This is a genomic window from Streptosporangium sp. NPDC023963, assembly GCF_040639135.1.
Classification (GTDB): Bacteria; Actinomycetota; Actinomycetes; order Streptosporangiales; family Streptosporangiaceae; genus Streptosporangium.
Genome location: NZ_JBEZZK010000014.1, coordinates 136,881 through 159,653 on the forward strand (window position 1 = coordinate 136,881; position 22,773 = coordinate 159,653).

General features: G+C 70.3%; 15 protein-coding genes and 1 pseudogene. 8 read left to right on the plus strand and 8 right to left on the minus strand.

Features of this window, described 5'->3' with window-relative positions; genetic code table 11:
• Positions 1-122: 122 nt before the first annotated feature.
• Entirely contained in the window at positions 123-626 is a 504-nt protein-coding gene (locus AB0F88_RS32860) for a MarR family transcriptional regulator (protein ID WP_362693041.1), read from the minus strand.
• Between the two features lie 78 nt (positions 627-704).
• On the opposite strand from AB0F88_RS32860, the gene AB0F88_RS32865 reads away from it, so the two are divergent.
• On the plus strand, positions 705-1,124 hold the full coding sequence (locus AB0F88_RS32865) for a DoxX family protein (protein ID WP_362693044.1): 420 nt from the start codon (positions 705-707) through the stop codon (positions 1,122-1,124).
• Positions 1,125-1,339: 215 nt separating this feature from the next.
• Positions 1,340-2,158 carry a hypothetical protein gene (locus AB0F88_RS32870; RefSeq protein ID WP_362693047.1) on the plus strand — a complete coding sequence of 273 codons (819 nt, stop codon included), beginning with the start codon at positions 1,340-1,342 and terminating at the stop codon, positions 2,156-2,158.
• Here the strand turns inward: AB0F88_RS32870 and AB0F88_RS32875 are convergent.
• The 3 genes from AB0F88_RS32875 to AB0F88_RS32885 all read right to left on the minus strand — a co-directional run bounded on the left by AB0F88_RS32875 (position 2,094) and on the right by AB0F88_RS32885 (position 5,218).
• Complete coding sequence (locus AB0F88_RS32875; RefSeq protein ID WP_362693050.1) at positions 2,094-4,079, minus strand: tetratricopeptide repeat protein; 1,986 nt, start codon at positions 4,077-4,079, stop codon at positions 2,094-2,096. The two genes, AB0F88_RS32870 and AB0F88_RS32875, sit on opposite strands and share 65 nt — an antisense overlap.
• Entirely contained in the window at positions 4,076-4,963 is an 888-nt protein-coding gene (locus AB0F88_RS32880; protein ID WP_362693053.1) for an SIR2 family protein, read from the minus strand. The genes AB0F88_RS32875 and AB0F88_RS32880 overlap by 4 nt, the downstream gene beginning before the upstream one ends.
• 66 nt (positions 4,964-5,029) lie before the next feature.
• Positions 5,030-5,218 carry a hypothetical protein gene (locus AB0F88_RS32885; protein ID WP_362693056.1) on the minus strand — a complete coding sequence of 63 codons (189 nt, stop codon included), beginning with the start codon at positions 5,216-5,218 and terminating at the stop codon, positions 5,030-5,032.
• Between the two features lie 263 nt (positions 5,219-5,481).
• On the opposite strand from AB0F88_RS32885, the gene fxsT (AB0F88_RS32890) reads away from it, so the two are divergent.
• Positions 5,482-8,019 (plus strand): FxSxx-COOH system tetratricopeptide repeat protein, encoded by a 2,538-nt coding sequence (gene fxsT / locus AB0F88_RS32890; protein WP_362693059.1) that lies wholly within the window; start codon positions 5,482-5,484, stop codon positions 8,017-8,019.
• Here fxsT (AB0F88_RS32890) and AB0F88_RS32895 read toward each other — a convergent pair.
• Positions 8,016-10,532, minus strand: coding sequence for an FxsB family cyclophane-forming radical SAM/SPASM peptide maturase (locus AB0F88_RS32895; RefSeq protein WP_362693062.1), 2,517 nt, complete (start codon positions 10,530-10,532; stop codon positions 8,016-8,018). The two genes, fxsT (AB0F88_RS32890) and AB0F88_RS32895, sit on opposite strands and share 4 nt — an antisense overlap.
• Positions 10,533-10,733: 201 nt before the next feature.
• Between AB0F88_RS32895 and AB0F88_RS32900 the strand changes: the two genes are divergently transcribed.
• Positions 10,734-11,972: an FxsB family cyclophane-forming radical SAM/SPASM peptide maturase gene (locus AB0F88_RS32900; RefSeq protein WP_362693065.1), complete on the plus strand. Its 1,239-nt coding sequence runs from the start codon at positions 10,734-10,736 to the stop codon at positions 11,970-11,972.
• Positions 11,969-13,288 (plus strand): HEXXH motif domain-containing protein, encoded by a 1,320-nt coding sequence (locus AB0F88_RS32905; RefSeq protein ID WP_362693068.1) that lies wholly within the window; start codon positions 11,969-11,971, stop codon positions 13,286-13,288. Before AB0F88_RS32900 ends, AB0F88_RS32905 begins: the two co-directional genes overlap by 4 nt.
• Before the next feature lie 31 nt (positions 13,289-13,319).
• On the opposite strand, the gene fxsT (AB0F88_RS32910) is transcribed toward AB0F88_RS32905, so the two are convergent.
• Complete coding sequence (fxsT, locus tag AB0F88_RS32910) at positions 13,320-15,851, minus strand: FxSxx-COOH system tetratricopeptide repeat protein (protein ID WP_362693071.1); 2,532 nt, start codon at positions 15,849-15,851, stop codon at positions 13,320-13,322.
• Between the two features lie 205 nt (positions 15,852-16,056).
• On the opposite strand from fxsT (AB0F88_RS32910), the gene AB0F88_RS32915 reads away from it, so the two are divergent.
• The 3 genes from AB0F88_RS32915 (at position 16,057) to AB0F88_RS32925 (ending at position 19,334) form a co-directional block, all read left to right on the plus strand.
• A complete protein-coding gene (locus tag AB0F88_RS32915; RefSeq protein ID WP_362693074.1) occupies positions 16,057-16,215 on the plus strand; it encodes a hypothetical protein in 159 nt (52 codons plus the stop codon).
• Between the two features lie 195 nt (positions 16,216-16,410).
• Positions 16,411-17,301: an SIR2 family protein gene (locus AB0F88_RS32920; protein ID WP_362693287.1), complete on the plus strand. Its 891-nt coding sequence runs from the start codon at positions 16,411-16,413 to the stop codon at positions 17,299-17,301.
• Positions 17,298-19,334 (plus strand): tetratricopeptide repeat protein, encoded by a 2,037-nt coding sequence (locus tag AB0F88_RS32925; protein ID WP_362693076.1) that lies wholly within the window; start codon positions 17,298-17,300, stop codon positions 19,332-19,334. The genes AB0F88_RS32920 and AB0F88_RS32925 overlap by 4 nt, the downstream gene beginning before the upstream one ends.
• Before the next feature lie 88 nt (positions 19,335-19,422).
• Here AB0F88_RS32925 and AB0F88_RS32930 read toward each other — a convergent pair.
• Both AB0F88_RS32930 and AB0F88_RS32935 read right to left on the minus strand, forming a co-directional pair.
• Positions 19,423-20,607 (minus strand): annotated as a pseudogene (locus tag AB0F88_RS32930) (MFS transporter); the annotation flags it as partial.
• Between the two features lie 468 nt (positions 20,608-21,075).
• The gene (locus AB0F88_RS32935; protein WP_362693078.1) at positions 21,076-22,761 is read right to left on the minus strand and encodes a hypothetical protein; all 1,686 of its coding nucleotides are present in this window, start codon (positions 22,759-22,761) and stop codon (positions 21,076-21,078) included.
• Between the last annotated feature and the right edge of the window lie 12 nt (positions 22,762-22,773).

Genomic DNA, 22,773 nt, shown 5'->3' on the forward strand with positions numbered 1-22,773 from the left:
CGGCCGTGATCCGGTACGGCTCGCGCGGTATGCCCCCCGCGCGAGCCGTACCGGATTCTTCCGTCTTCGCCGCGGTTCCGTGGCCGAAAGGGAGAACCGGTCCCTCAGATCCGTTCCGCGCGTTACCCTGGGCTTTTGCCCGGCCGGTGCGCACGCAGCGGGCCCGCCGGCGCCGCCTTCATGGCCGCGGCGGCCTTCGTCATGATCTGCCGCATGGTCTCGACCTCCTCGGGGGTGAGCCGGTCGATCAGGAAGGCGCGCACGACGGCCACGTGCCCCGGCGCGGTCCGCTCCAGGCAGCGCATTCCCTCCTCGGTGAGCACGGCCAGCACGCCCCGCTCGTCCGACGGGCACGCCGCCCGCGTGACGAGCCCCCTCCGCTCCAGCTGCCCGATCTGGTAGGTGAGGCCGCTCTTCGAAACGATCAACCGGTTGGCCAGCTCGGTCATCCGCAGCTGCCCGCCGGGCTGCTGGGAGAGTTTCGCCAGGATCTCGTACTGGGCATGGGTCAGGCCCGAGTCGGCTTTCAGCTGGTCCTCGACACGTCGCTCCAGAAGGTGCGTCGCGGCCACATAGGCCATCCACGCGGCCATCTCGCTCTCATTGAGCCATTTCGTGTCGCTCACCGGAGTATTGTACGGCTTGTTCAAATTTGAACTAACCGCTATGGTTTAGTACAAATTCGAATGACAAGAGGAGTCATCATGCTTGACCAGGCACGGCCCTACGCCTTTCTGCTGGCGCGGATCGCCCTCGGCGTGATCTTCTTGGTCCACGGCGCCCAGAAGTTCCTGACGGGACTGGACAAGACCACCGGGTTCTTCGAGTCCGCGGGGATCCCGCTCGCGATCGTCGCCGCACCGGCGGTCGCCGTCCTCGAGGTCGTCGGCGGCCTCGCGCTCATCCTGGGCGCGGCCCTGCCCGTGTTCGGCGTCCTGCTCGCGCTCAACATGCTCGGCGCCATCGTCTTCGTCCACCTCGCCAACGGCTTCTCGGTGGGGGAGGGCGGCTACGAGTTCGTGCTCGCCCTCGCCGCCGGCACCCTGGCCGTCGCCTTCAGCGGCGGCGGGGCCTTCGCCGTCGACGCCCTCTGGCAGCGCCGCCGCCAGCCGGCCGCCGTCTAGCCGGTCACAAGCCGGACCGGGTTGAACCGGTCAAGGTGTCAAGCCGGCCAAGGCGGTCAGGGCGGGTACGGCCGGAGAACGGGATTACGGATGCCGGGCCTTTCTACAACGGGAGGGCCCGGCCGACCGGAATTCACGAGATCGAAAATCGCGAGATCCTACCCCGGACAATGGGCATAGCTATTTCGACAGCGCCCAAAGAGCTGGGGGTCGGCGTGCGTTCGCTCCAAAGAATCGGCAGGGATCTCAAGGCTCGGCAGCACATCGACGCGTACGCTCTCACGTTCGTTCTCTTCGCCTTCGCCTTTCTCTCGATCTTCGCCGACAAGCTGGACGTCGACCTCAGATGGGCGGTCCTGTTCTCCGGGGTCGGATTGCTCCTCTACCGGATCACCCTGCCCGCGGAGCAGGCCGAGCCGTCGGCCGGCCTTCTGCACGACCGTTCCGTGTACGACGTGGTACCGCTGTCGTCGCTGCTCGCCCAGGCGCGCGACGTGCGCGTGTTCGCGCCGTCCGCGGTCAACCTGCTGTCGGCGCAGACCTGCGAGATCATGCGCAACACGGTGCTCGCGCGGGAGCGAGGAAATGTCAGGATCGTCATTCTCGACCCCCTGGAGAAGGCGGCCGTGCGGCAGGCCGCGAAACAGCTGGACGATGCGATCGAGTTTCCCGTGCAACGGCTCCCCGCCGCGCTGGACAGCACGATGGAACGCCTCCGGCTGATGAACGGCTGGAAAACGGCGGGCGAGTTCCAGTACCGGCTGCTTTCCTACAACCCGGGATTCAGCCTCGTGCTCGTCGACCCGGAAACCCCCGGGGGCCGTGTCATCGTGGAGATCCACGGCTACCACAACGCGTCGACCTCCTCGCGCATGCACCTGGAGCTGACCCGCGGTCGCGACGAGCGCTGGTTCACCTACTGGCTGAACCAGTTCGACCACATGTGGGAGGCGGCGAGGAGCGACGATGTCACGCCGTTCTCCGCAGGAGCTCCTCGGCCTGCTTCCGCAGATGTGGCGGAAGTCCAGGAGTGACCGCGCCGAGCGCCCGCGAGGCGAGTCTCTCCGCCGTCACGGCCCTTCCCAGCAGGGCGTGGACGCGCGCGGCCCGCACCAGGACGGGACCGCTGTCGGACCCGTCGGCGAGCGCGTCGAGGATCTCCTGCTGGGCGGCGTCGAACCGCCGCTCCAGGGCGAGGGCCAGCGCCCTGGCGGCGATCGTGGCCGGCCGCTGGTGCCTGCGCACGAGGTCCAGGTCGCGCAGGGCCTCCGTGGCCTTCCCGAGGTCGGCCAGGATCTCGCCGCGCAGCGCGAGCGCCTCGGCGGGGGGCTCGTCCGCGAGCGCCACGGCCCCGTTGAGCAGGGCGAGGGCGGCGTGCGGCTGTCCCAGGTGCCACAGGGCCTGCCCGAGCGCCAGATGCGCGGGCAGGTCGTTGGGGACCCAGGACAGGGCGGCGCGCAGCCGCTCGACCGCCCTGTCGTGGTGTCCCTGCGACAGCCAGAGCCGTCCCTCCCCGGTCAGCGCGGAGGCCACCCCGTTGAACCGCTGGAGCGTCGCGAACATGCCGGCCGCCTCCTCGAACCGGCTCAGCGCGCTCTCCGCCTCACCCTCCGCCGACGCCACCTCTCCCAGGATCAGCAGGGCTTCGGCGCGCACCCAGGCCTCGCCGCTCCCCGAGGCGCGGACGGCCTCCTCCGCGAGGCCGCGGGCCGTCTCCCAGCCCCGCCTGGCCAGGGCCAGCCTCGCGTCGTCGAGATAGGCCGCCGGGTGCCGCGACTGGCGCACCGAGCCGATGAGGCGGTCGTGCTGCAGCTCGTACCAGCGGATTCCCAGCCGGTGCTCGCCCCGCAGGATGTGGGAGTCCTCCAGCGCCTTGGCGACGGCGTTCGGCATGCCGGCCGTCTCGTGCAGGCCCTCGTAGACGGTGTTGCGCGTCCCGTGCTCGGTGACGAAGGTCCTGCGCAACCAGGCGCGGATCTCGCTCGAGGTGACACCGGACCCGGCCGAGACGCGCGCGAGCATCCGATCGCAGAAGCCGGTCAGGAACCGGTCGACGTTCACGTGCAGTTTCACGTGCTCCACGCTGATCTCCCGCAGGCCGGAGGGCAGCGACTCCCACAGCGCGGAGCAGACGACCTGCAGCTGGACCGGCTCGACGGTGTTCAGGGTCAGCGTGGTGGTCTGTCCCTCGTCGTTGGAGATCGGGACGGTGCGCAGGTCGTCGACGAGCTGTTCCGCGGCGCCGGGGGCGAAGAGCCGGCCGGTGCCCTCGAGCGGCCTCGTGGTGGCGTCGAGCGCCGTGGCGCGGGTGAGCGGCAGCAGCTGGAACCGCGCCCGCGAGCCACGGCCCAGTGGGCGCTCGTACGGCAGGACGGAGGCCAGATACTCCTCGCGCAGCGACAGCAGCAGGTGGAGGCCGTCGTGGTCCTCCACCGCACTCGCCAGCTGGCGCAGGAGTCCCTGACGCTCCTCCTCCCGGTCGAGTGGGCCGCCGAACAGCTCCTCCGCCTGGTCGACGGCGACCAGGACGGGTACGGGGTCGCCGTACCTGTCGACGCGTTCCGGGCGTTCCGCCAGGAAGTCCGAGACCGTCAGCCCGGCCAGCGCGGGCAGCGGCCGGTCCGGCGCCCAGGCCGACAGCAGCGCCAGCACGTAGGGGTTGCCGGCCACCTTCGGGCGCAGTGCGGTGATGCCATGGGGAGACACGCGGGCGACGGGCAGGACGTCGGCGCGCTCGGGCTCCACGCGCGGCAGGACACCCGCGTGGAGAAGGGACGTCTTGCCGACCCCCGACGCCCCGAACAGCACGGTGAGGCCCGTGGCCTGCCAGATGGTGGCGATGTCGCGGGCCTCGCGCTCCCGCCCGAAGAACAGCGCGTGCTCGCTCCGGTCGTAGGGGCGCAGTCCCACGTACGGCCGGATGGTCCCGTCACCGCCGCGCGTCCCGGTCGTCATGGCATCCGTCCCATTCTCCGCCGGAGTTCCGCGCAGAACTCCGAGGCGGTCCCCAGGAAGATCGAGATGTTCCAGCGGTCGAGATAGTGGGTGATGTAGCGTCTGGCCTTTTCCTCGGCGGCCCCGGCGTCGCCCGCCGACCCGTTGACCTCGGGCATGAGCTGCACGCTCACATGCCGCCGCTTGTTGCTGCGGGGCGTGTTGCGCACCAGGCCGTGAAACAGCACCCGGAACGTCCAGTCCTGCAGGCTGTAGCCCACGAACAGCAGCGGCCTGGTGGTCATCGCCCGCAGGATCGGGGTCGGCAGCGGGTGCCGCCCGTCGGTCGCGACGGCGTCCACCATGTTCACAAGGTACGTCAGGTAGTCGGCCTCGGTCAGCACCAGCGACGCGGGCTCCGCCCAGCTTCCGTGCAGATGGTAGACGACGGGCCGCTCCACCGTCGGCTCCGGCAGAAAGGGGGCGGCGGCCGGGTCGGTGTCCCACCAGGGGGAGACGGCCACGTGAGGCTCCTTGCCCTCCGCCCGCAACGCCCCGGCCAGGAAGTCGTCGTAGTTCGTCGTGAGGAACGTCGTCACCGGGAAACCGGCCAGCAGCCGGTGCGGCTCCCCTGGATCACCCATGGGAGGCCGCCCGTGCGAGCGCAGGTGGCCGCAGACCGTCTCCTTGAGGTCGACCGGATCGCGCACCACGGCCTCGCCGTACTGCATCACGCGGGCCAGGTCGCCCGCGTCGGCGAACGGATAGCCGTAGCGGAGGGCGTACCGGTTGCTGAGGACGGTGCCGGTGGGAAGGGTGCCGGCGCAGGCTCCCGCTCCGAGGAAAGGGGCGCAGTCACCCCTGCCGAGCTGGTCGATCAAACGTTCCCAGTCGGTGTCGTCCACGGCTCCACCATGTTTGTCGACAAAGAGCGTAAGTCCCGCACTCCAATGTCGCACATCGGTGGGTTGTCACAAAGGTTTTGATATGAACGAATCGAATCCGGCCACCGGGCCGGTGTCCTTGTCCTCGGCTATTCTCCGGTACGCGCGGGCGATGGCGGAACCGTCGGCCTTGTCGAGATCGGCCAGGCTCTCCTCTGCGACGTCGAACAGGTCTTTGCTGAAATCAGCGTCGGCTATGACGGCTTCATCGCTCATGCGGACTCCCTTGCGCCCCCGCGTTCCCGGCTCTCCGTGTGTCCCCGCGCCGCCCCATCGTTACACTCTTCCGTTGGTCAGGCGAGTGCTTCGAAGGATAAATTGGAAGACGGGGAGATATGGTTTACGGATAAAAACCCTTTTTAGGATGTGACGGTGATGCCCTTTGGGGCGTAGCCATAAGACTCTGCCTCCTTCGTTTATGCGCTTGCGGGGGCAAGGAGTCTAGGCTGATCCCAACTCGGGCGAGTGGAGGCGGTCGCGTGCCCATTTCACAGTCGTCGGGGCCTTCCCGGTCAGCGGGACGCCAGCCCCAGGTCTGGGGCAAGATCCCCCAGCAGAACAAGAACTTCACCGGCAGGGAAGACCTTCTCGAAAAGCTGCACACCGGGGTCACCTCCGAGGTCACCGCGGTGGTGCCGCACGCCCTCCACGGGTTCGGCGGCGTCGGCAAGACCCATGTCGCGATCGAGTACGCCTACCGCTACCGGCACGAGTACGACCTGGTCTGGTGGATTCCCGCGGACCAGCCGATGCTGGTGCGCTCCTCGCTGGCCGCGCTCGCCCCGCACCTGGGGGTGCCCTCCTCCTCCGCGATGGGAGTGGAGGACGCGTCCGCCGCCGTGCTGGACGCGCTGCGCCGCGGCGACCCCTACTCCCGCTGGCTGCTCGTCTTCGACAACGCCGAGCAGCCCGAGGACATCAACGAGATCATCCCGCGCGGCCCCGGGCACGTCCTGATCACCTCCCGCAACCACGCCTGGCAGAGTGTGGTCGACACCCTGCCCGTCGACGTCTTCAGCCGGGCCGAGAGCATCGAGTTCCTCAGCAAGCGGGTGCCCAGTTCGACCAGCCTCGACGACAGGAACCGGCTGGCCGAGCAGCTCGGCGACCTGCCGCTGGCCCTGGAGCAGGCGGGGGCCCTGCAGACGGAGACCGGGATGTCCGTCGGGCAGTACCTCCGGCTGCTGCAGGAACAGACGACCCAGCTTCTCGGAGCCAACAAGGCCTCGGACTACCCGCTCTCCATGACCGCGGCGTGGTCGCTGTCGGTGTCCCAGCTCAAGGCGAAACTGCCCGAGGCCGTGGAGCTCCTGCGCTGCTGCGCCTTCTTCGGGCCGGATCCCATTCCCCGCGACGTGTTCGGGGTGCTTCCCGACGACTTCGCGCCCGGATCGCGCCTCGGCCCGCTCCTCGACAACCCCATCCTGCTGAGCAAGGGCATCAAGGAACTGGGACGCTACGCCCTGGCCAGGATCGACTCCGACAACCGGACCATCCAGGTGCACCGGCTGGTCCAGGCGCTCCTGCGTGACGAGCTGGGCGAGGAGGAGCACGCGTCCTTCCGCCACGAGGTGCACCTGCTGCTGGCGGCGGCGTCACCGGGCCTCCCCGACGACAACCTCCTGTGGCCGCGTTACGCGGAGCTGCTCAGCCACGTGACACCCGCGGAGATCGAGGTCAGCCGCGACACCCGTATCCGCCGCTTCGCCCTGGACGTCGTGCGCTACCTCTACTCGTCGGGGGGCTACCAGTCGGCGCGGGATCTCGTCGGGCGCCTGATCGAGAGATGGCGGGCCGACAGCGGCGAGGACGACTGGCACGTGCTCTCCGCGCAGCGGCACTTCGGGATCGTCCTGCGCGAGCTCGGCGACTACCGGGCCTCCTTCGAGCTCAACCGCACGACACTGTCGCGCATGCGGGAGGTCCTCGGGCCCGATCACGAGGAGACCCTGCTGATCACCAACAGCCACGGCGGCGACCTGAGGATGCGGGGTGACTTCGCAACCGCCCTGGAACACGACGAGGAGTCGCTGAGCCAGCACCGGAGGCTGTTCGGCCCCAAGCACCGCCGAACGCTGCGGACCATGAACAACCTGGCGCTCGACTACATGTTGCTCGGCGACTACCAGAAGGCGAGCGAGCTGCAGCAGAGCGCGTACACGCTGCAGCGCGCCGGCGATTCCAAGTCGAGCCAGCAGTCCATCCTCACCTCGTGGAACGGCCTGGCCCGCATCGTGCGGCTCAGGGGCGAATACTCCGAGGCCTGCGACATCGGCGAGGACGCCTACGATTCCAGCGTCCAGGAGCTGGGGGCCGACCACCCCAGGACCCTGCGCGCGGCCAAGGACCTGTCCATCGCCAAGCGCAGGGCGGGACTGATCGACGAGGCGTTCGAGATCGCCCAGCGGACCTTCGAGCTGGAGGAGCGCATCTTCGGCCGTGACCATCCCGACACGCTCGCGGCCGCCCTGTGCCTGGCCAACGCGCAGCGCACCAAGGGAGAGATCGACGAGGCGCTGGAGCTGCTGCGCGACACGGCGGCCCGCTACCCCCGGAGATACGGGAACGAGCACCCCTTCATCTTCGGCTGCAACATGAACCTGGCGCTGCTGCTGCGGGTCAACGGAGACGTCGAGGAGGCGACCGAGCTCGACCTGAGTTCTCTGGAGGGCTTCGACCGCACGCTGGGGCGTGAGCACCACTACTCGCTCACCTGCGCGATCAACCTCGCCAGTGACCTCGCCGCCGGCGGAGACGTCCCCCAGGCCGGGCGACTGGGGCAGGAGACCCTGGCCCAGTTGCGGGAGCTCCTGGGCGTCGACCACCCGCTGACTCTCGCCTGTGCGAACAACCTGGTCGTCGACCTGCGGGTACTGGGCGAGCCGGCGGCGGCGGAGACGCTGGCGGCCGACACCTTCGAGCGCTACCGGCGGGTGCTGGGCGAGGACCATCCCGACACGACGGTGGCGCTGAGGGGGGAGCGGCTCGACTTCGACTTCGACCCGCCCGCCCTCTAACCGTTGCGCCGGAGCCAGCGCGCGTAGTGGTCCTCCGAGCGTTCCCGGCTCATGGCCCGCGCGCGGGCCGGTACGCTCTCCCGCGACCAGCCGTCGAGGCGCCGCGCCATGCCGGCGGTGAAGTTCTGCCCGGCGGGGGTCAGCCGCCCGCTGCCGAGGAGGGTGCCGGTGACGAGACGCGAGGCCTCGCGCCACTGGAAGAACTCCGCGTTCGCGCGCAGGGCCGCCTCCCCCGACTCCAGGCCGCGCTGGCGCATCCAGAAGCCGGCCACGCCCAGGAAGGCGTACGCGCCCTGGAGCAGTCCCGGTACGGGGCGGGGATCCTCCCGCCAAGGGGCGTAGTAGCGGGAGCCGTCGTCGGGCAGGGTGAGGGGGACGAGGTCGAGCAGGGCCGAGAGCTTCGCGTGCTGTGTCTCGTGCGTCAACGTGACCGCGAGCGAGGAGGCGTCCGGCGGCGTCGACAGGGCCACGCAGCCGAAGGTCTCCCGCGAGGACGAGCTCGACTGGCCCCTGGCGGGCGCGGTCAGCGGCGTGAGGACCTTGATCGCCGTGGACACCTCCTCGGCCACGATCCGGTGGTGGCGCACCAGCAGGTCCCAGGCCTGGTGCAGCGTCGACTGCCATCGCTCCGTCTCGGCCTCGGTGAGACGCCCGCCGATGTTGGTCGTCTCGGGCATCCGGTAGGGGTCGAGGTCGTCGATGACCAGGTGGAGCGACATGCCGTCCGCCTCGCTGGACAGCGACCGCAGCCCTCTCCACCTCGGGTCGTCCTGGCGCGGGTCGCGGGGAATCCGGACGATGGTCCCGGCCGCCGCGATCTCGGTGCCGTCGGCGGCGCACTCGACCGTGGCCGTCGAGACGGTCGGCGGCAGGACCGCCTGGCCCAGTGACGGCAGTGTGACCACTCCCTCCACCGCCGGTACGTCGATCTCGCAGGTGGTGCCCGAACGGATCGCCGCGGCGGCGGCGAGTGCCGCGAGCTGTCCCGGAGCCGCGGCGCCGTCGCCCGCGGCGAGCATCCTGACCGTCCGGCGCGCCCAGGCGCCCACCGACGGGTGGCGGAGGACGGCGTTGACGATCTCGGGGTGGCGACGCTGGACGGTGGCGAGCAGGTCGTAGGCGCGGCGGGCGGCGGCGGCGTCGGGATGCCCGCTCGCCCGTGCGCTCTCCAGCACCCCGCGTACGAGGAGGACGTGCTTGCTGTGCTGTGCCGCGGAGAGCTCGGCGACCGCGGTGGTGCCTCCACCGCCGCCGGCGAGTTCCGAGAACGTCCCGGCCGCGATCCGGTGCTCACGTAGGTGCATTGTGCCCTTTCCCTGCCCTTTCGATCGGGCCGAAAGGTCGGCTTCGACCGTTCTCTGGATGTGCCCGATGAGCCGGAGGAGGTCGGGGGAGTAGACGGAGGGGTTGGCGAACCCGTGGCCGGAGCGGTAACGGTGGGCGTACAGGCCCCCGCCGCAGACCCGGGAGACCGGGCAGGCCAGGCAGGTCGGGGAGAGGGCCCTCTCCCCGATCTGGCGGGCGGCGATCGAGGGCAGGAGCAGGGCGTCGTCGAAGGAGTCGCGGGTGACGTGCAGCCCGGTCTCCGGCGCTCCCGGGTAGGCCGACTTCAGGGCGTCCGACTGCTCGATACCGCCGTCGGTCTCCACGACGACCATCCCCACGGGGGACAGGCCGATGTGCTCGCTCGACGACGAGCCGCCGAGCAGCGCGTGGATGATCTCGTTGAACATCCGGACCCAGGTGGGCCGCCGCGGTTCGGCGTACCATCGGTCGAAGATCTGGATCAGCCAGTCGGCGTACGGCGTCGCGTCGGTGTCCGGGGTCCGGCCCGGAGGCGGCGCCGACCAGTTGCCGTGCGGGAGCAGGAAGTCGACGGCCGGCGGATCGAAGGCGAGGAGCGCCTCGTAGGCTCCGATCGGATCGTTTCTGAGGTCGATGGTGCACAGCAGGCCGCTGAAGAGGTGCCTGAAGGCGGGCGAGCCCAGCAGGCCGAGGGCGCGCAGGACGTCGGCGTGGCTTCCCCGGCCGTTGGCGCGGCGGCGGCCGCGGTCGTGCATCGTCTCGTCGCCGTCGAGGCTCACCCCGACCCGGACGCCCAGCTCGTCGAAGAGCCGCAGGTAGGGAAGGTCGAGCAGGGTGCCGTTCGTCTGCAGGCCGACCGCGGTCCTGGTGCCGGGGCCGACCGCCGAACGGACCAGCGTGACGAGCTCGCGGATCGCCTCGTGCCCGGCGAGCAGGGGCTCTCCCCCGTGCAGGATGAGCTCTATGTCGGCCAGGTCGTGGCGGTGGGCGTGCTGGGCGATTCTCGCGGCCGTGGCGGCGAAGATCTCTCGTGACATTTGTTTCGGTCGGTTCTGCCACGAAGAATCGGCCATTTCGTACATGTAGCAATATTTGCAGGCAAGATCGCATCTACTATGGATCTTCAGGATGAACTGCCTGAACGGAGTCGGCCGCCAGCCGTCTGCCATCAGCTCTCCGACATCGAGAGTCGACGGCCACTCGTGCATCGCTGATCAGCCCCCTGCTGAGACCTCGTTATGTGACGCCCGAAAGATGTCTACACGATAGATGATGGCCGGTCGCCGTTCCAGGGTGAGGGGAAAACCAGTGATCATGTCGGGGAAGGGTACGTATTAGCGATGCTGAAACTTGACTATTGATGCAAACTCATGCCATATAGGTAATGGCGCAAGAGAGGTGTGCCGCGTTTGCCTGAGAAACCTGACCCCATAATCCCCTCAACCAGGAGCGTCTTCCCCGAGACGCTCGATGTCGGGGGATTGCTGGACTCGGGGTGGCGGCCGGCGGCTTTCCGGCAGTTCATCTTGAAGATCCACAGCAGGTGTGATCTGGCCTGCCGCCACTGCTACGTCTACGAGATGGCCGACCAGTCGTGGAAGGCCCAGCCGCGGCGCATGTCGAAGGCGATCGTCGACTGCACGGCGAGACGCGTCGCCGAGCACGCGCTCGCCCACGAGCTGGCCGAGGTCGAGGTCATCCTGCACGGGGGAGAGCCCCTGCTGGCCGGGCCCGATCTCATCTCCTACGCGGTGCGCACCATCAGGGGGGCCGCCGCCGACGTCGGGACCCGCGTCCGCGTCGGCGTGCAGACCAACGGGCTGCGCCTGGACGAGACCTATCTGCGGCTCTTCGAGAGCCTGGAGATCCGCGTCGGGGTGAGCATGGACGGCTACGCCGAGGGCCACGACCGGCACAGGCGCTACGCGGACGGCAGGGGGAGCCACGCGATCGTCGCCGACTCGCTCCGCAGGCTGACCGAGGGCCCGTTCCATCACCTGTTCAGCGGCCTGCTGTGCACCATCGACGTCCGCAACGATCCGCTGGCGACCTACGAGGCGCTCCTCGCCTTCGACCCGCCGGCCGTCGACTTCCTGCTCCCGCACGGCAACTGGTCCACCCCGCCGCCGTACCGCCTCCCGGACGTCACCGCGACGCCGTACGCCGACTGGCTGATACCGATCTTCGACCGCTGGTACGGCTCGGCCGCCGGCCAGACGGAGATCCGGCTGTTCCGCGAGATCATGCGCCTGCTGGCGGGAGGCGCCTCGCGCAGCGAGACGGTGGGACTCTCACCCGCCAGGATGGCCGTCGTGGAGACCGACGGCAGCATCGAGCAGTCGGACATCCTGAAGTCCAGTTACCACGGAGCGGCCGCGACCCGCCTGCATCTGCTCCGTGACTCGTTCGACGCCGCGCTCAGGCATCCGGCCATGGCCGCCCGGCAGATCGGCGAACTCGCGCTGGCTCCCGTCTGCCTGGCCTGCGACATCCGGCCGGTCTGCGGCGGAGGGTTGTACGCGCACAGGTACAGCGAGGCCGCCGGTTTCAAGGGGCCCTCGGTCTACTGTCCGGATCTCTACCGGCTGATCACCCATATCCGTACAAGCTTCGCGCGAGATGTCGCCCGGTTGAAGGGAAGTCGATGAGGCTCGGTGCGCAGGGAGTGTCCGACACGACGGTTCTCACGCTGGCGGCCGGTGAGGGCGGAGCGGACGCCGTATCCGAGCTGAGCGCGGTCCAACGCGTCAAGAACAGGCTGCTGGTACGCGGGGTCGCGGCCGAGGCGCGGTCGGCGGGGCACCCCGGCGCCGCCCTGGCGACGCGCGCCTACGACCTCCTGGCGGACCTGGAGGGGGCGGCGGGCGAGGAGGTCGAGCGCGTGCTGCGTTACCCGGCGGTGGGGGCGTGGGCAGGGCGGACCTACCGGTCCCTGAGGGGCGGGAACGGCACGCACGACGATCCCGCGCAGCTGGGAGCGCTGGCCGTGGCGGCCGCGGTGCGGGCGCGGATCGGTTGCCGCGTCCGGCTGCCCGTCCGCGACGGCGCGATCACGCTGCCGTCCCTGGGGCGCCTCGTCCTTCCCTCCGGCGCGGGGGAGACGGCCGACGTGGTGGTGAGGCCGGACGGGGACGGTGCCGAGCTCGACGCCGGCGGCCTGACGGTCCGCGTCCACCCCTCCGGGGACCGGCCCGGCTGGCAGGCTCTGCGCGAGCTGCGGGTGACCCCGGGATTCGACCTGGTCGTCGACGACCTCGACCCGTACCGGTGGGCCGCGGAGGAGGTCGTGGAGCCGCGGCTGGACCCCGGGCGCCTTCGCGCGTGGGGGACGCACATGGACGAGGCGTGGCGCGTCCTGACCGCCCACCACGAGACCGTGGCGGAGGAGGTGGGCCTCGCCGTGTCGGTGCTCACCCCCATCAAGGCCCCGGAAAGGGGACAGAACAGCGCCTCCTCGCGCGAGACGTTCGGGACCATCGCCATGTCGGACCCGTGGCACGGCGTGGGGCTCGCCGCCACGTTCGCGCACGAGATCCAGCACGCCAAGCTCACCGCGCTGACCGAGGTGATCCCGCTGACCCTGCCGGACGACGGCAGGCGCCACTACGCGCCCTGGCGGGACGACCCGCGCCCCGTCTACGGCCTGCTGCAGGGTTCCTACGCCTATCTCGGGGTGGCGGAGTTCTGGCGGAGGCAGCACCGGTTCGAGCGGGACGAGGAGGCGTTCCGGGCGCGGGTGGAGCTCGCCCGCTGGAGGCGGGCCGCCTACGCGGTCACCGGCACGCTGCTGGCCGGCGGGGGCCTGAACGAGCGCGGGGAGGAGTTCGTGGCGCGGATGAGGAAGACGCTGGAGGAGTGTGCCGCGGAGCCGGTGGACCCCGCCGCGGAGAGCCAGGCCCTCCGCGAGGCCGAGCACCACCTCGACGCGTGGAAGAGGCGCAACCCCGGGTTCCGGGCGGACTAGGCCGGGGCGGCCCGGCGGTCGGATCGGCCGGTCAGATCGGAGGAGGGTCGAAGTCGCAGTCGATGCGACGGCCCTCGCTCGCGAAGAGCGCGTCGGGGTGGCCGGCCTCCAGCGGGCGTTCGTAGCGCCGCATCGTGTCCTCGTACAGGATCTCGGCCTCCTGCTTCTCGCCGGCGGCCCTCAGGTCGAGCACGAGGTTGCCGGCGCAGGACAGGCTCAGGAAGTGGTTCTCGCCGAAGAGGGCCCGCAGCCGGGCGAGCGTCTCCCTGCCGAGCGCGCACGCCTGGACGGTCTCCCCCATCGCCGCGAGGTCCGTCTGGAGGCTGACGGCGCACGTCAGCGGGTAGTGGTGCTTCTGGCCGACCTTGGCGACCAGGCCCTCCACCGCCCTCTCGTTCAGCCGCCTGGCCGTCGCGAGATCGCCCCGCAGACGATGCAGGATCGCCAGGTTGCCGCCGCAGGCGAGGCTGTAGGGGTGATCCGCGCCGAACACCTGGGGGTAGTAGAGGGTGACCGTCCTGTCGGCCGTCGCGAACGCCTCGTCGAGGTCGCCGGCGGTTCGCAGGGCGTTGGAGAGGTTGATCGCGGCCGCCATCGTGTCGGGGTGCTCGTCCCCGAAGAGCCGCTGCAGGCGGGTGTGCGTGTCGCGCGCGAGGTCCAGCGCCTCGGCCACCTCTCCCGAGCGCCGCTTGGCGATGGACAGGTCCTTCGCCGTCAGCAGCGTGGCGTGATGGTCGAGTGTCAGCTCCTGGACGCCGTAGGCGTAGGCCTCCTCGCCCAGGTCGCACGCCTCGGTGTAGTCGCCGCAGAGCCGCACGGCCCTGGCCAGGCCGTTCCACGACAGCAGCAGGACGGTCCTGCCGATGCCTCCCCCCGCGTCGCTCATCTCCAGGTACGTGTCCTGGTGCAGGAGCCGCGCCTGCGTGTAGTCGCTGGTGAGGGCGTAGTCGAGGGCCAGGTTGTTGAGCACGCGCAGGGTGGACGGGTGGCCGGCGCCCCGGCTGGCGGCATGGGCCGCCCTGGACTCCTCGTCCAGTCTCCTGGCGGCGATGAAGTCGCCGCGCGCCCGCAGGGACGCCCCGTAGCCGTTGGTCGTCAGGAGCGTCTCGTCGTGGTCGGGGCCGAAGACCTCGCGCATGTCGTCGAGGGTCCTGTGGTCGATCTCGTACGCCTCGGAGTACTGGCCGAGCCCGCGTAGCACGTTGCCCAGGTGCTTGTGCGCGACGAGCACGTCCGGGTGTCTCGCCCCGCTGACCTCGGTCCACCTCTTGGCGAAGCTCTCCAGGAAGGTGCGGGCCGACTGGTAGTTGCCCGATATGTAGAGGTAACGGGTGACGTTGAGGGCGAACTGCCTGACGGTCGGGTCCGTGCACTCCTCCAGGCCGGAGGGGGTGACATGGGCGACCAGCTCCTCGAAGCGGCGCCACCTGGCGCTCTCGTCGGGGTCGTTCGGGGCGCTGCCGGCCAGCAGCACGTGCACCTCGTGCCGGATCTCCGCCTGGTCCTCCTCCGGCAGATCGTCGCGCAGGAGCGCCTGGATCAGGCGGTGGACCTGGATGGTGCGGGTGGCGGGCTCGATCCTGGCCAGCGCGAAGCGTCTCAGCTCGCTCAGCGCCGTGGCGAGCAGGATCGGATCGGACAGGATCCTGCCGAGCCGGGGGACGACGGCCTTGTTGCCCCTGCGGAAGACGTCGCGGGGAATGGGCTCGGGGCCGAAGAAGGCGCAGCACCGCAGGAGCGTGATGGCCTCGGGGAGGCGGTCCTCCAGGAGCGACACCGACACCTTCCAGGCCGCCGTCATCGACAGCGGGTATCCCGGCGCCCTGTTCGCGCCCAGCAGCCTGCTCGCCTGCTCGTCGAGCTGCTCCAGGTATTCGTCGACCGACATGCCGGTCTCGTACTGCAGCGCGCCGGCCTGTTCGAGGGCCAGGGGAAGGTCGCCGAGCTGCTCGGCCAGCCGCGAGGCGTCGTCGTCGGGAACCTCCCGGCGCAGGCGCTTCTTCAGGAACGCCACGCTCTCCTCGCGGGTGAAGACGTCGACCTGGAGGGTCTCGAAGTGGTCCTCCCACTTGGGGTTGCGCGAGGTGATCAGGACGTGACCGGGCCCGCGCGGGATGAACTCCTGGACCTGCCCCGGCTCCTCGGCGTTGTCGAAGATCAGCAGCCAGCGCCGGTAGGGGGTGCCGCTCTGCAGCGTCCTGCGCACGGCCTCGGCGGCCTCCTCGACGCCGGTGGCCGAGGCCGGCGGCAGGCCCAGGTGGGGCGCCATCGCCGCCAGCGCGGACGGCACCAGCACGCGCTGGTCGGAGGGGATCCACCAGACGAGGTCGTAGTGCGACCGGTAGCGGTGGGCGTACTCGATGGCCAGGTGGGTCTTGCCGACACCACCCCACCCCTGCAGCGCCTGGGGCTGGGGCACGACGGCGGTGACGGTGCTGATGCCCTGGCGGAGCTTGACGAGCATGTCGTCTCGCCCGGTGAAGTTCCTGTTGCGGGGCGGCACTTTCTCCCAGACCTCGGGCTGTCGTTCCGGCACCGTGTTCGCCGCGTGTGAAAGCTCCACCACCTCGGGCCTCCGCTTTTTTCTAGCCAAAGGGATCGTACGGTCATCCTAAAGGTTGATTCGAAGAGTGGGGTATTACAGAATCACATTGAGAAAAAACACGGCCGGGTGACTTTCGAAAGCGGTGTCGCACCACCATTTTTGGATGCCCGCAATCTGGGTGCCGGGCCGGACCGGATGCGACGCGACACGGATGGGAGCACGCATGCGCGATGACAATTCGAGGTCGGACGGTCTCGTCGACCTTGAGGGCCTCTCCCTGGAGAGACTCACGGAGGTCGACGAGGCCTGGCTGCGGAGGATGCTGGAACCGTTGCTGCTGGAGACGGCGGAGCCGACGGCGGGATTCACGAGTTCGATCTGAGGAATCACCTTGCCGTTTCACGCGGGTTGCGGCAGAAAGGTGGTCGTGAATCGTTCGTCCACTCCGGTCGCATCGGCGATACGAGGGGTGCCTTCCCGCGCGGGGGGGATTGACCGTGCCAATAGAGTCGTACGGCATCGAGTCCATGACCTGATTGGACCTGCCGTCCGTGAGGTGGTGCCCTGCGTGCACGACATGGGGGAGGCCGAGTGGGAGCGCCTGCTCGACCAGCTGAACAGCGGAGACTGCACGCCCTTCCTGGGATCGGGGGCGTGCGTGGGCACTCTGCCGACGGGGACGGCGCTGAGCCGCGACATGGCGCGCCGATGGGACTATCCCTTCGGTGACGACCACGACCTCCCCCGGGTGACGCAGTTCGCGGTGATGAGATACGGGGATTCCGTATACGTGAAGAGGCGGATCTGCGACGAGCTCGACGCCGGGGGCGCGCCCGACTTCATGGACCCCCTCGAACCGCACGGCCTGCTCGCGAGCTTTCCGCTCCCGGTATATCTGACGACGAACTACGACGACTTCATCCTCCGCTCGCTCGAGGCGGTGGGAAAAAGGCCGAACGTGGCCGTCTGCCCGTGGAACAAGGGGCTGGCCTACGCGGAGGATCTGTTCAGCAGCGAGGCGGGCTGGAACCCCAGGCCCGAAGCCCCGCTCATCTACCATCTGCACGGCAATCTGCAGGATCCGGCGTCGATCGTGCTGGCCGAGGACGACTATCTGGAGTTTCTCACCAACCTCGCGGTGGACGGCGTCGCGGGCGGCCAGCGGATGCTGCCCACCTCCATTCTCGCGGCGCTGACCAGGAGACCCCTGCTGTTCATCGGGTACAGCCTGCAGGACTGGACGTTTCGCGTGCTCTTCCACGGGCTGTTGAAAGCCGTTCCCGGAATCAACCGCCGCAGGCACGTGAGCGTCCAGCTCGCGCCCTCGCTCGCCAGCACGAGGGCGGACGTGCTGGAGGTCCAGCGCCAGCTGGCCAGATACTACGAAGACTGGCGGATCTCCATCTTCTGGGGGACGGCGGAGGAGTTCTGCCGTGAGCTGCGCCGGCGGATGGGACCGGTACCGTGACCCCTGACGCGACCCCTGACGCGACCCCCGGCCGAGACCGGCCCGACACGGCCGGCCAGCCGTACGTCGGCCTGCGGGCCTTTCGCCGCGAGGACGGTTCCAGGTTCTTCGGCCGCGACAGGGAGGCCTGCGAGGTCTCCGACCTGTGGCAGGCCGGGCGCCTGACCGTGCTGTACGGGCCGTCCGGCGTGGGCAAGACCTCGCTGATCCAGGCGGGGGTGCTCCCCCTGCTGGACGCGGGCAGGACCGACGTCCTGCCGATAGGCCGGGTGTCGCACGGCTCGCCCTTCCCGTCCGCCGCGCTCTCGCGGCACAACCCGCACGTGTTCGCGCTGCTGTCGTCGTGGTCCCCCTCGGAGACGCCCACCCGGCTGGCCGGGCTGACGATCCGCGAGTTCCTGAGCCGGCGCCCGCCCCGCCAGGATCCGTACGGCGACCCGGTGCTCACCCTGGCCGCGATCGACCAGGCGGAGGAGCTCTTCGGCGACTTCGCCCACCGCCAGCCGTACCGGGAGTGGTTCATCAGCCAGCTCGTCGAGGCACTGGACGAAGACCCGAACCTGCGCCTCCTCGTCTCGATCAGGGAGGACCACCTCGCCTCGATCCTCCCCCACGAGCCGAAGCTGGCGGGCATGGCCAGGAGCCGGTTCTCGCTGACCGCCCTCGACACGGCCGCCGCGGTCCGGGCGACCGAGGGGCCGCTGGAGGGGACGGGACGCTCGTTCGCCCCCGGCGCGGCGCGGGGCCTGGTGGACGACCTGCGCATGATCAGGGTCGGCAGGGCGCTCGGCGAGGAGGTCGTCGCCGACGCCCAGGCGGTCGAGCCCGTCCAGCTGCAGGTCGTGTGCTCGGCCATGTGGCGCTCGCTGCCCGAGGACGTGCGCGTCATCTCCTCCGACCACGTCCGCAGGTTCGCCAACGCCGACCGGTCGCTCACCGACTTCTTCGAGCGGATGATCGCCGAGGTGGCCCGCGACCACTTCGGCGACGACGTCGCCGGGCTCAGGAGCTGGCTGCGCCGCTGCCTCATCACCGAGCTCGGCACCCGCGAGGTCGTCTACCAGGGGGAGACCGTCACCGCGGGCGTGCCGAACGCGGTGGTCAGGGCGCTGGTCGACCGCCACATCCTGCGCGAGGACATCAAGGCCGGTACGCGATGGTGCGAGTTGTCGCACGAGCGCCTCATCCAGCCGATCCTGCAGAACGACCACGTCGTCGTCGTGCGGGCCGAGAGCCGCTCCCTTCCCGACGACTACCTGCGGGCCGCCGAGCTCTCCTTCCGCGACGGGGAGTTCGCGCTGGCCGCGAAGCAGGCCGAGGAGGCGCTGGCGCGGTGCGGGGGCAACACCAGGATGCGGGCGGAGATCGAGTCCTTCCTCGGAAACGTCGCGCACCGGCGGGAGGACTTCGAGAAGGCCGTCTCCCACTACCGCACCGCCGCGGTCCACTTCGAGACGCTGGGGGCGACCTCGGCCGTCGGCGGCCTTCTCGCCGGGATCGGCAGGCTGCGGCTGGCCCAGGGACGCACCTCGGTCGCGGTCCGGGAACTGTACTCGGCCATACGCCGGGTGCCCAACGACCTGAACATCGAGACCGAGCTCGCCTGGGCGCTCTGGTACGACGGCCATCCCGACGCGGCGCGCGACGTTCTCGACGACGTCCTGGGCAGGGAGGGGAACATCACCGAGGCGTTGCGAGCGCGGGGCGAGATCCTCGCCGGCCTCGGCCGGGCGGAGGCGGCGCTGCGTGACCTCGACAGGGTCCGGCCGCTGCAGTGGCCGTCCACCCGGGCCGCCCACGCTCTCGCGCTCGCCCTCCTGGGGCGCCTTCCCGAGGCGGAACGGGAGATCAGGGCCGTGCCGGCCGAGGCGGGAGATCACGGTCCGGCGCTGCTGTACGCCGCCCGGGTCCACGCCCTGGCCGGTGACGCCGCGTCCGCGGCGGATCTGGTGCTGCGGGCGAGGGCGGCGCGAGCGCCGGGCCTCCCTGCCCATCTCGTGGCGGAAGCGGATCGGCTGCTCGCCACGTTGTGAGCACCCGCGCTCCCACCTGGGTGCCGGTCGCCCTGACCTTCCTGGCCGTTCCGGCGAGACCCAGCCGCGCGTGGAGACGCAGCAGCGAGGCGAACGTCACCACCGCGGCGACGGCGAACATCACGACGGTCAGGATGACGGCCGCCACCCGGATGCCGAACACGGCGACGAGGATCCCGCCGAGCGGGGCGGCGACGCACACGGCGCCGTGCGCGACGAGGCGGTGCACGCTCATCACCCGTCCGAGCTTGCCCTGGTCGACGGTGCCGACCTCGAAGGTCCTGATGGCCACGTTGCTGAGCGCCCCGGCGCACCCGGTCAGCAGTATCGCGAGCCCGAAGAAGAGCGGGCCCTCCCCGTACGCCGCGATGAAGAGCGCCAGCACCCATATCCACAACTGGGCGAAGAGCGTGAAGTTCCTCGGTTCGAGCCTGAGGTAGGGGGCCAGGCCCGATCCCGCCACGCCGCCCACGCCTCCGGCGGCCAGGACCAGGCCGACCTGGTACGAGGGAAGGTTCGCCGACCCGGCAATGAAGATCATGATGAGCGCGTTGATCATCAGGTTGGTGACCATGGTCAGGGCCATGGCCCTGCGCAGGAACGGGTGCCGGGAGAGTTCCTTGAAGCCGTCGGCTATCTCCCGCAGCAGGTGCCGTCCCGCCAGGCTTCTCACGCCGTCCGCCAGCTCCCGGAGCGCGCGCGGCAGCGTCCGGCCCCTCCCCTTCCCGGCCGTCACGCTGAGGGGAGAGAGAAGGGCGAGGAAGAACAGTCCCGCGTTCACCGCGAAGGACATCGCGTGCATGACCCCGAACAGCCACCCTCCGAGCGGCCTGCCGGCCAGCACCGCGATGTGTGAGATCGTCTCGCTCCTGGCCATCACGATGGAGGCCTGGTCCCTCGTGACGAGGGACGAGATCAGCGCGGTCTCCGCCAGCGAGTAGACCACCCACAGCGTGCCCTCGAGGAAGGCGGCCGCCAGGAGGTGGGGCAGCGACGGATGGCCGAGGACGAGGGCGAGGAAGACGCTGAGGACGGTCAGTCCTCGCAGGGTCTCGGTGAGGAGCATGAGCGAACGCGGATCCACCCGGTCCGCCAGGACGCCCGCCGGAATGTAGAAGACCAGGATCGGGAAGGTCAGGGCGAAACTGGTCCAGCCCGCCTGCACCGGAGAACCGGTCAGTGCCAATGCCAGGAGGGGATAGGCGACACTCACGGCTCGTGATCCCACGGTCGAGAACGTCATCCCCAGCCAGACGCGGGCGATTCTTCTCATCGGCTAGCTCGACGTCGCTCTCTGATCCCGGGCCCTGGTGCGACATGGTCGCTCACCGTCCCCGTCCGCGTTCTAGGGAACACCTCACAAGGCAATTCGGGGAGAGAGCTATACAGACTCCCGTTGTTAGGTGAACGATGACAATTTCTTGACAAAAAGCCGCAGGAATCGGCAACAGCGCGAGCCGGTTCGGCAAAACGGGTCACACTGGTGTCACCAAGTCACTTGAGTCCCAAGAGCATAGCGCCGAAAAAGAGCAGCGGGGAAAGGTCGGCCGTTTCCGCGTCCGAAGGACCGCGTCCGGGAGCCGCCGCCGGAAACCCGGCCTCGGTGGTCGCCGCGGCCCGGCAGTGGATCGGAGCGGGCCGGTCGCCCGGTGCCCGGGTCGCCTTCCGGCATGGACCCGCGCCCGGGGTGGACCCGCGCCTTCTCCCGGGCCGTCGGAAACGGCCCGGGAGAAGGCGGGAGTCACGCGGGCAGCTGGGCGTCCAGGCGGTAGCCGTCCACGGTGACGTAGACCTGGTCGCCCGGGCGGGCGTTCAGGCGCATCAGGACGGGTTGCAGGGAGTCGAAGACGGGATGGTCCCGCCAGACCAGGACCACCGCGTTGTCACCGGGGCCGGTGACCGACAGCAGCGTGCCGGGACGCATGCCCAGCTGGGTGGCGTACCCCTCGGGCACGGCCACCGGGCCGCCCCGCAGGTGGTCGCTGGTCACCTCGATGCGCTGCCAGCGGGCCGGGTCGGACGACGGGCTCGCGGGCGGGTGCATCGGGACCCGCTGGCTGGTGATCAGGTGCGGCCTGGAGTTCCCGCTCGCCAGGGCCGACAGCGTGGCCAGGGCGGCGCGGGGGTCGATGGCGCCGGTGTTCACCTGCGGGATCGGCTGCCCGCCGCGGTGGTGGTGGTGGCCGTTCGCCCCCGGGGTGCGGCGCGGCAGCTGCCTGACCGCCTCGGTGGCGCTCTCCTGGGGGGCCGCCTCCTGCGTGGCGCTCGCGGCGAGGGCGTCCAGCCAGGCCTGGACCGAGTGGGACCGGATGCCGAGCTGGTGCTCCATGAGCCTGAGCGCGTCGCTGTCGATCGGCTTGCCCGCCAGGAGCTGGCGGGTCCGGTCGCGCAGGCCGCCCAGGTCGCCCACGACGAGCCAGTCGTCCTGGAGCCGCCGGTCGGGCATGAGCGTGACCAGCACCCTCCACAGCGGGGTCCGCAGGGTGGGGACCTCGATCGGGTGCGCGGGGTCGGCACCGATGAGCTGGTCCTTGGTCGCGGCGGAGCCCAGCCACTCGGTCAGCCCGAACATGTGCCCGGTGAGCGGCGCCGACTCCGAGGAGCGCAGCCAGAGCAGGATGCGTTCCTCGGCGGCGCGCTGGGCCGCCGAGAGAGCGTCGCGGTCGGCGTTCAGCTTGTGCGCGAGCGCGCGCAGGCTGATCGGGTCGACCGCGAAGAGCCGTTCGACGGCGACCGCGCGCTCCAGCGGGCTCCAGTCCCTGAACATGTTGTCGACCAGGCGGACCAGCGGGTAGTCGCTGAGAAGGGCCTGCGGGCTGGGAGCGACCGGCTCCGGGGCGGCCGGTTCCGGGACCGGCGCCTGCCGCTGCTCCTGCGGCGGCGGCGACGGCTGGGCGGGGACCTGCGGCACGGGTGTCTGCGCCGGGTCCTGGACCCGCTCCTGGAGCGGGACCTGCGCGTGGACGGCGGCCGGCGCGGCCTGCTCGGCGATCCCCGGGATGTGGCCGAGCACCTCGCGGAACACGGCGGTGACCACGATCTCGGGGGAGAACGTCGCGGGCCCTGTCGCGGGCCCGCTCAGGTCTCCCGCGGTCAGGCGGCGCAGGCGGTTCCAGCCGCCCAGGCCGGCGATGGCCGAGCGCGTGGGCTCCGGCCAGCCGGGCAGGGTGGGGTCGACCGTGTGGACGTGCAGCGCGGGCAGCACGTCGCTCAACGGCAGATGGTCCCAGCGTGACAGCGAGAGCCGGGCCAGCCGGTCGCAGACCCAGTCGAGCCCCGCGGCGCCGAGGGCCTTGGGCAAGGTGACCGACGACCACCAGCCGGCGGGCAGCCGGGGGTCGGCCAGGGCTTCGGCGACCTGCTGGGGGCGGCTCCAGCGCAGGGCCGGGACCAGATCACTCAGGCAGATCGATGACTCGGCATCCATCGGCGGACCGTA

Coding starts and splice junctions, on each gene's coding strand:
- AB0F88_RS32905 (WP_362693068.1), top strand. CDS start 11,969: ATGAGGCTCGGTGCGCAGGGAGTGTCCGACACGACGGTTCTCACGCTG.
- AB0F88_RS32935 (WP_362693078.1), bottom strand. CDS start 22,761: ATGGATGCCGAGTCATCGATCTGCCTGAGTGATCTGGTCCCGGCCCTG.
- AB0F88_RS32915 (WP_362693074.1), top strand. CDS start 16,057: ATGCGCGATGACAATTCGAGGTCGGACGGTCTCGTCGACCTTGAGGGC.
- AB0F88_RS32875 (WP_362693050.1), bottom strand. CDS start 4,079: ATGACGACCGGGACGCGCGGCGGTGACGGGACCATCCGGCCGTACGTG.
- AB0F88_RS32865 (WP_362693044.1), top strand. CDS start 705: ATGCTTGACCAGGCACGGCCCTACGCCTTTCTGCTGGCGCGGATCGCC.
- AB0F88_RS32920 (WP_362693287.1), top strand. CDS start 16,411: ATGGGGGAGGCCGAGTGGGAGCGCCTGCTCGACCAGCTGAACAGCGGA.
- AB0F88_RS32895 (WP_362693062.1), bottom strand. CDS start 10,532: ATGCACGAGTGGCCGTCGACTCTCGATGTCGGAGAGCTGATGGCAGAC.
- AB0F88_RS32885 (WP_362693056.1), bottom strand. CDS start 5,218: ATGAGCGATGAAGCCGTCATAGCCGACGCTGATTTCAGCAAAGACCTG.